Source organism: Streptomyces canus, from assembly GCF_001514145.1.
Taxonomy (GTDB): Bacteria; Actinomycetota; Actinomycetes; order Streptomycetales; family Streptomycetaceae; genus Streptomyces; species Streptomyces canus.
The window spans coordinates 1-1,115 of record NZ_KQ948717.1 but is presented as its reverse complement, the minus strand read 5'-3'; the positions used below and the strand labels follow the sequence as shown (position 1 = coordinate 1,115).

The 1,115-nt window shown below is 66.5% G+C and carries 1 protein-coding gene; it reads left to right on the top strand.

Annotated features, from left to right (window positions below):
• Positions 1-23: 23 nt before the first annotated feature.
• On the top strand, positions 24-1,103 hold the full coding sequence (locus AQJ46_RS51190) for an ABC transporter permease (RefSeq protein WP_059212218.1): 1,080 nt from the start codon (positions 24-26) through the stop codon (positions 1,101-1,103).
• Positions 1,104-1,115 lie beyond the last annotated feature (12 nt).

The following is a 1,115-nucleotide window of genomic DNA, read 5'->3' as shown; positions in this document are numbered from 1 at the left end:
TTCGCCGCGAAGGGCACCAGGTGATGGGTATGACCCAGCACGCCGAGCCGGCGGTGACCTCACCGCCGGCCTCCGGCCCGGGCAAGGTCAAGGACGGCCGCACCGCGGAACGACCGCTCGCGTTGCGTCTGTTGGCGCGTCCCGAGGTCGGGGTGTTCCTGGGCGCGGTGGCGGTGTGGGTGTTCTTCCTGATCGCCGCTCCGCCGGTGCGGGACGGCAGTTCGATGGCGAACATCCTGTACCAGTCGTCGACGATCGGGATCATGGCGTTGCCGGTGGCGCTGCTGATGATCGGCGGGGAGTTCGACCTGTCGTCGGGTGTCGCGGTGATCACCTCCGCGCTGACGGCGAGCATGTTCGCCTTCCAGCTGACGCTGAACGTGTGGGCGGGCATCGTGGTGGCGCTGCTGGTGGCGCTGGCGATCGGGTTCCTCAACGGCTGGCTGGTGGTCAGGACCGGCCTGCCCAGCTTCCTGATCACGCTCGGCACGTTCCTGATCCTGCAGGGCGTCAACCTGGCGGTGACCAAGCTGGTGACCGGCAATGTGGCCACCGACGACATCAGCAACATGGACGGTTTCGACCAGGCCAAGAAGGTCTTCGCGAGTTCCTTCGAGGTGGGCGGCGTCCAGGTCAAGATCACGATTGTGTACTGGCTGGTGTTCGCCGCGATCGCGACCTGGGTGCTGCTGCGTACCCGGTACGGCAACTGGGTCTTCGCGGTGGGCGGCAACAAGGACTCCGCGCGGGCGGTCGGTGTGCCGGTCACCTTCACGAAGATCTCCCTGTTCATGCTGGTGGGCTTCGCGGCCTGGTTCGTCGGCATGCACAACCTGTTCTCCTTCAACACCGTGCAGTCCGGCGAGGGCGTCGGCCAGGAACTGATCTACATCTCCGCGGCGGTGATCGGCGGCTGTCTGCTGACCGGCGGCGCGGGCTCGGCGATCGGCCCGGTCTTCGGGGCGTTCATGTTCGGCATGGTCCAGCAGGGCATCGTCTACGCCGGCTGGAACCCGGACTGGTTCAAGGCCTTCCTCGGCGTGATGCTGCTCGGCGCCGTCATGATCAATCTGTGGGTCAGCCGCACCGCGACCCGGAGGTAAATGCGCTATGAC

Bases quoted from the DNA above. Each gene is read 5' to 3' on its own strand.
- AQJ46_RS51190 (WP_059212218.1), top strand. From the start codon at position 24: ATGGGTATGACCCAGCACGCCGAGCCGGCGGTGACCTCACCGCCGGCC.